6 protein-coding genes and 1 pseudogene are annotated in these 6,163 nt (G+C 64.5%); 2 read left to right on the top strand and 5 right to left on the bottom strand.

All coding sequences use genetic code 11. The annotated features are described in order from the left end of the window. Positions 1–38: 38 nt before the first annotated feature. The 4 genes from AC2VOU_RS07565 to AC2VOU_RS07550 all read right to left on the bottom strand — a co-directional run bounded on the left by AC2VOU_RS07565 (position 39) and on the right by AC2VOU_RS07550 (position 2,668). Positions 39–887, bottom strand: a complete 849-nt coding sequence (locus tag AC2VOU_RS07565) for an amidohydrolase family protein (RefSeq protein WP_486956816.1) — start codon at positions 885–887, stop codon at positions 39–41. A 28-nt stretch (positions 888–915) separates the two neighbouring features. Then, positions 916–1,572 (bottom strand): VldE C-terminal domain-containing protein, encoded by a 657-nt coding sequence (locus tag AC2VOU_RS07560; RefSeq protein ID WP_486956817.1) that lies wholly within the window; start codon positions 1,570–1,572, stop codon positions 916–918. Positions 1,573–1,680: 108 nt separating this feature from the next. Further along, positions 1,681–2,073, bottom strand: coding sequence for a hypothetical protein (locus AC2VOU_RS07555; RefSeq protein ID WP_486956815.1), 393 nt, complete (start codon positions 2,071–2,073; stop codon positions 1,681–1,683). Positions 2,074–2,167: 94 nt separating this feature from the next. Continuing rightward, on the bottom strand, positions 2,168–2,668 hold the full coding sequence (locus AC2VOU_RS07550) for a hypothetical protein (protein WP_486956814.1): 501 nt from the start codon (positions 2,666–2,668) through the stop codon (positions 2,168–2,170). A 101-nt stretch (positions 2,669–2,769) separates the two neighbouring features. Here AC2VOU_RS07550 and AC2VOU_RS07545 point away from each other — a divergent pair, with 101 nt between their 5' ends. After that, the gene (locus AC2VOU_RS07545; protein WP_486956813.1) at positions 2,770–4,500 is read left to right on the top strand and encodes an acyl-CoA dehydrogenase family protein; all 1,731 of its coding nucleotides are present in this window, start codon (positions 2,770–2,772) and stop codon (positions 4,498–4,500) included. Between the two features lie 108 nt (positions 4,501–4,608). Then, on the top strand, positions 4,609–5,508 hold the full coding sequence (locus AC2VOU_RS07540; RefSeq protein WP_486956812.1) for an NAD-dependent epimerase/dehydratase family protein: 900 nt from the start codon (positions 4,609–4,611) through the stop codon (positions 5,506–5,508). On the opposite strand, the pseudogene AC2VOU_RS07535 reads toward AC2VOU_RS07540, so the two are convergent. Further along, positions 5,505–6,163 (bottom strand): annotated as a pseudogene (locus AC2VOU_RS07535) (isocitrate lyase ICL2); the annotation flags it as partial. The gene AC2VOU_RS07540 and the pseudogene AC2VOU_RS07535 overlap by 4 nt on opposite strands.

Genomic DNA, 6,163 nt, shown 5'->3' with positions numbered 1-6,163 from the left:
CACTGCCTCGTCTGGTCGGCGACGAAAATCCTCGCCAGCTAGCGGGCTTTACCATCGTTGAAGGAATCACCGGCGTCGGCGATCATCTCGGCATCGGCGGATCTGGCCATCAACAGCGGATTGATCACCACTCTGACCAGCATCCGCGCCGTCAGCGCGTCCATCAACCGCGCGGCGAATGGCAGCCGCGGCACGCGGGGGAATTTCGGTGCCGGGCGGCCGGCGACCGCGCGCTCGATGGAGTCCTGATGATCGCAGCACGCCGCAACTATGCCTAGGCCGGGCCCGAGGTGTTCGATCGATCGCATCCTGCCGTCCGAGGCGGCCCGGATGTCGATTCCGACGGGCAGATGCCCGACCGTGGTCAGGCCCAACCTCGCGGCCTCGGCTTGGAGTGGAAAGAACACCTCCGGAGTCACCATGGCGACTTTGATGAAGTCGGCGCCGGCCTCTGCCTGCTGGCGAACCGATTGCAGCGCAACGTCTTTGCGACCCGCATTGACGGGGATCAGGACTTCGCCCGGCGCCGACAGCAGCGCGGGGCCGTCGTCAGGGAGCCGTAGCCGGCCATTGCTGCGGTCGCCCAGCAGCGAGCGGGAGCCGTTCATCTGGCGAAATCCCGTGACGCCGCAGGCAAGCATCAAACGCAGGGCCGGATCGGGGTCGATGCGACCTGACAGCGGATGGGCGTGCATGTCGCAGAACCCCGGCACCGCATAGGTTCCACCCGCGTCAACGACCGCGACCCGGTCGGGGTGGTTGACGAGGGCCGGTGCGATCGAGGTAATGGTGGCGCCGTCGATGATGATGTCGACGCCGCGACGGATGCTGCCGTCACGGACGTCGACCACGTTGGTGTTGTGCAGAATCGTGCGAGCGCCGGCCATCCCTCGATTGTGCCGATACGGCATGCGATCAGGCCGGTGGCTTGGGCGTCATCGACCCGATCGAGTACGCCTCGTGCCCAGTCGGATAACCGCCGCCGTCGGTGGCGATATGCACATGGTCGTAGTGATTGGCGGTTTCGTTGCCCATATTCGCGGTCCAGCTCGGCTTGCCAAGGCCGGGATAGATTTTCTGCCGCCAGATCACGTGGTCGACACCCCACCGTTTGGCATTGGCCAGCGCATAACCGGCGATCTGGTCGCCGAGTTCGATGCCTTCGGGGGAGTTGTAGTTCGGGATCATCACGTCGATCGCCAACCCGTCGGGATGCCACCTCAGCGCATCTTGGCGATATCCGCCGATCGTAGTGATCTGGGGAAACAGCAAACTGATCGCGCGCGCGGCCCAAATGGTCTTGACTTGCAGGCCCTTCTCGGGCGCGACGCCGGCCGGCAGCGCGAAAGTGAAACTCTGGGCCGCCGCGGGGGCATCAGCCGTCAGCGCCTTCAATTCGGCGGGACTGGCCAGCCGCAGGGGCATCGCGTGCGGGGGTGGAGGCGGCGCCGGCTGTGGACGAGCTACCGGGCTGGCGCTGGGCGCCATCGGCTTTCGGTCGCAACACCGCGTCTCGGTGCTCTGGGCGTAGAACATGCCCGCGGCAATAGCGAGGGTCGCGCCAAACGCCATCCAGCGACCGCCCCCGCTGGTCGACCGGCCTGTGCTCACGACCAGCACATTAACGCCTGCTCAGGCGTTAGGGGGCGACTTCGGGCAGCTCGTGTCGCAACTCGTGGATCAGTAGATCACGGGGGAGAAGGCCGCCGAATTGCCCGTGCCTTCACAAGTCACGTCGACGGAGTAGTGTCCGCCGAGCTGTTGAAAGATGATCGTGATCGGCGGGGATGGATTGGGTCCGGTGACCGTCGTCTGGCGATTGAAGGGGAGCGCGGGCGTGCCCTGGACTCCCACGGCGTGGTACTGGCAGACCTCGATTGCGCCAGGCGGGTTGCGGAGATCGACAACCGTGGCGAAGATGGCGCCACCGCCCTGCCCGTAGGAGACCTGCATGCTGTTGTCGCTGTTGTAGAAGTAGTTCGGTTCGGTGGCGTGCGCGATCCCGGCGCTCGACAACGAGAGAAGCCCCAATGCGGCCGCAGCGGCCGCTGAAGTTTTTCGGATGGTAGTCATGGGGTGGCCTCACCTTCTTGGACGGACGCCTGTCAGCAGATTAATAGTGCACCGAGGCCGCCTTTACCCCCGCCTGCGTCGCGTCGCGGCGAAGTCAGTGCTTGCCGCCGCCGACTTCGGCGGGTAGCGGCGGCGGCAACGGCGCCTGCGCGGTCGACGTCGGGGCCACTGCCGGCGCCTGCGCGGTCTTGGGACCGTGGTAGGAGGTCATCGGCTCACGCCGGATCACTCCGCCGGCGTCGCTGACCACCAGCGCGCTCGACGTGACCGTGTAGGTGACGCCGTCCTGCTTGGCCACATAGCTGCCGTCGGGCTCCGCCGTGGCCGCGGCGACCAGTTTCGCGCCGTCGCTGATCCGTACGCCGTGGTAGCCGAACTGGCCGGCCGGACTCTTACAGATCGCGACCCGCGAGTTCGCCGTGCTGCCGATGGCGACCGCCGTGTTGGGTGCGGTGCAGCGTGCCGAGGAGTCGACAAAGCCGAGCGCGTCGGTGGCCGGATCGGCAGCGGCATGAGGTGCGCCGATCGCGAGCAGTGCCGCGCAGGCCGCTGCTGCGACGGCGATGCGCCGGGCGCATGGCAGAGAGGAGTACATGGTTGTCAGGACAACACGGGTGACCACCAGCATCCCGTTCCCACGCCGCGTGATCGCCAATCGTTAGCTTCCCGAGATCTGCAACGCTAGATTCGACGCCCATGGGACTGCTCTTTGATCCGAACACCTACGACCCGTCGCATTTCGACCCGGAGACCAAGCGCCAGCTGCGGGCGGTGATCGACTGGTTCGAGAGCCGCGGCAAGGTCAGGCTGCTCCGCGACGACCTCGAGGCGACGTGGGTGTCGGACTTCCTCGACTTCATCAAGCGGGAGAAGATCTTCGCCACGTTCCTGACCCCGTCGGAGTATGGCGGCGGCGATCCCAACAAGCGGTGGGACACCTCCCGCAACGCCGCGCTGAGCGAGATCTTCGGGTTCTACGGGCTGTCGTATTGGTACGCCGAGCAGGTGACGATTCTGGGCCTCGGGCCGATCTGGCAGAGCGACAACATCAAGGCCAAAGAAAAGGCAGCCGCGCAACTCGAGGCCGGCGGCGTGATGGCGTTTGCGCTGTCCGAACGTGAACACGGCGCCGACATCTACAACACTGACCTGCTGCTCACCCCCGCGAAAGCGGACGACGACGAAGGAGTCGTGTTCCGCGCGTCGGGGGAGAAGTACTACATCGGCAACGGCAACGTCGCGGGCATGGTGTCGGTGTTCTCGCGCCGCACCGACGTCGACGGCGCCGATGGCTACGTCTGGTTCGTCGCCGACAGCGGCCACCAGGATTACGAACTGATCGGCAACGTCGTGCACGGGCAGATGTTTGTCAGCAACTTTCGGCTCAACGACTATCCGGTGCACGAAGAGGACATCCTGTGCACCGGGCCGGAGGCCTTCTCGGCCGCGCTCAATACCGTCAACGTCGGCAAATTCAACCTGTGCTCGGGGTCAATCGGCATGTGCGAGCACGCTTTCTACGAGGCGATCACTCATGCCAACAACCGCATCCTGTATGGCAACCCGGTCACCGACTTCCCGCACGTGCGGGCCAGTTTCGTCGAGGCTTACTCGCGGATCGTCGCGATGAAGCTTTTCAGCGATCGCGCCGTCGACTACTTCCGCAGCGCCAGCCTCGACGACCGTCGCTATCTGTTGTTCAACCCGGTCACCAAATCCAAGGTCACCTCCGAAGGTGAAGCCGTGGTCACGTTGTTGTGGGATGTGCTGGCTGCCAAGGGATTCGAGAAGAACACCTACTTCTCCGAAGTGGCCCGGCTGATCGGCGCGCTGCCGCGACTCGAAGGCACCGTGCACGTCAACGTCGCGCAGATCCTGAAGTTCATGCCCAACTACATGCTCAACCCGGCCGAGTACCCCGAGATCGGTACCCGCAACGATCCGGCCGACGACACCTTCTTCTGGTCTCAGGGACCAGCGCGCGGCGCGTCGAAGGTGCAATTCGCCGACTGGACAATGGTTTACGAGCAGCACGCCCAGATCCCGAACGTCGAGCTGTTCTATGAGCAGGCCCGCGCTCTCAAGGAGCTACTGCTGACCGCGGCGCCCGACCCTGAGCAGATGAAAGACCTCGACTTCCTGCTTGTCATCGGTCACCTGTTCACCCTGGTGGTGTACGGGCAGCTGATCCTGGAGCAAGCAGACCTCATCGGACTCGACGCCGACCTGGTGGATCAGATCTTCGAGGTCCAGATCCGCGACTTCTCGCAGTACGCCGTCGCTCTGCACGGCAAGGCGAGTGCCACCCCGACACAGCAGGATTGGGCGCTGTCCGCGGTGCGTAGGCCCGTGACCAAATCCGACCGCTTCGATCGGGTGTGGGAGCAGGTTCGGGACTACGACGGAACCTATGAGATGCGGCCCTAGCCGACGCGGAGAGTTGCGTCAAGGGTAATCCGACCGGTGTAGTCCGCTTGTTCCCACCCAGCGGGATGTCCGCGCCGGCAACGCCGACGGCGTGCCTAGGATCGGCCAATGCGTGACGCCAAAATCCTGATCACCGGCCCGACCGGACAAGTTGCCGTTCCCGTCGCCAAGGCTCTTGCGGCCGACAACGAGGTGTGGGGCATCGCTCGCTTCACCAACGCCGCCGCCCGCGAGGATCTGGAAAAAGCGGGCGTCCGCTGCGAAAAGGTCAACCTGGCTGCCGGCGAGTTCGGTTTTTTGCCAACCGATTTCGACTACGTGCTCAATCTGGCGGTTGCCAAGAGCGGCGACTGGGACAAAGATCTGGGCGCCAACGCGGAGTCGGTCGGCCTGCTGATGGCGCACTGCCGCACCGCGAAAGCGTTCCTGCACTGCTCGTCAGCTGCCGTCTACGACCCACCGGACGACGAGCCGCGCACCGAGCGCGCCGCTCTGGGCGACAACCACAAGCCGTTGTTTCCGACGTATTCGATCTCCAAAATTGCCGGCGAAGTCGTGGCCCGGACCATGGCGCGCGTGCTGGAGATTCCGACGGTCATCGCCCGGCTGAACGTTCCTTACGGCGACAACGGCGGATGGCCGTTTTACCACATGGAGATGATGTTGGCCGGAATCCCGATCCCGGTGCCCGCCGGAGACCCGGCCAGCTACAACCCCATTCACGAACACGACGTCATTGCGACAATTCCCAAGCTGCTCGAGGCCGCGTCGGTGCCGGCGATCACGGTCAACTGGTGCGGCGACCAGACCGTCAGCTTGCAGGATTGGTGTCGATACCTCGGTTCGCTGATCGGCAAGGACCCCGTGTTCGAGGTCAGCCCACAAGCGTTGCGTGGCAACCCCACCGATGTGTCACGCCTGCACGAACTGGTCGGCGCCGGCACCGTGGACTGGCAGGACGGACTTCGCCACATGGCGGCGAAGTTCCATCCCGACCTGGTCGGCTAATCCTGTTTGGCGATGAGCTTTTTCAGCGCTTCGCGATCGGGTGCCAGCAACTCGTCGATGCGGGCCTGGTTGACATCGGCGACGATGATCTCCCCGACTTCCTGGTAGACGTTGCTGAAGATGCCGTGGGACTTCATCTTCTCGGTTTGGTAGATGTTGTCCTCGGTCGGTGTCACGTAGTACACGATCTCGGGCTTGAACCGGTGGATCAGCCACAGGTGGATGACGTCCATCAGCCGCTTCTGGCGCATCTTCTCGGCGAACGTGTTCTGGTCGCGGACCGTGAGGATGTTGCGTCCGTGCCGGTCCTTGATCGGGTCGACGACAACATTGGCCACCGGTTGGTCGGCGTCGTTGCCGTAGACGCCCAGGTCAAGGACATCGGAGCCGGCGCGCCGGGGGCGTAGCCGCACCGACAGCGTCTCGCCGATCTGGTAGTGGTCGCCCCACAACGCCAGCCAATCCTCGAGCAGCTTTTTGGGCACCTCGGTCTGCACCAGGTGCTGATGCTGCGTGGATCCCTCACCCATCGACTTGGTGGTCGCCGTGCGACCGGACGAAGCGGCCAGCGCGGCGTCGCTGCGGGGGCCGCCGACCAGTGTTTGCGGTGTGCGATAGGGCGATTCGACCAGTCTCATCTTGCGTTGCAGACGAG

The organism is Mycobacterium sp. TH-M25 (genome assembly GCF_057473665.1).
This window is presented reverse-complemented; position numbering and strand designations above follow the sequence as displayed.

Bases quoted from the DNA above. Each gene is read 5' to 3' on its own strand.
- AC2VOU_RS07565 (WP_486956816.1), bottom strand. From the start codon at position 887: ATGGCCGGCGCTCGCACGATTCTGCACAACACCAACGTGGTCGACGTC.
- AC2VOU_RS07540 (WP_486956812.1), top strand. From the start codon at position 4,609: ATGCGTGACGCCAAAATCCTGATCACCGGCCCGACCGGACAAGTTGCC.
- AC2VOU_RS07555 (WP_486956815.1), bottom strand. From the start codon at position 2,073: ATGACTACCATCCGAAAAACTTCAGCGGCCGCTGCGGCCGCATTGGGG.
- AC2VOU_RS07560 (WP_486956817.1), bottom strand. From the start codon at position 1,572: ATGGCGTTTGGCGCGACCCTCGCTATTGCCGCGGGCATGTTCTACGCC.
- AC2VOU_RS07545 (WP_486956813.1), top strand. From the start codon at position 2,770: ATGGGACTGCTCTTTGATCCGAACACCTACGACCCGTCGCATTTCGAC.
- AC2VOU_RS07550 (WP_486956814.1), bottom strand. From the start codon at position 2,668: ATGTACTCCTCTCTGCCATGCGCCCGGCGCATCGCCGTCGCAGCAGCG.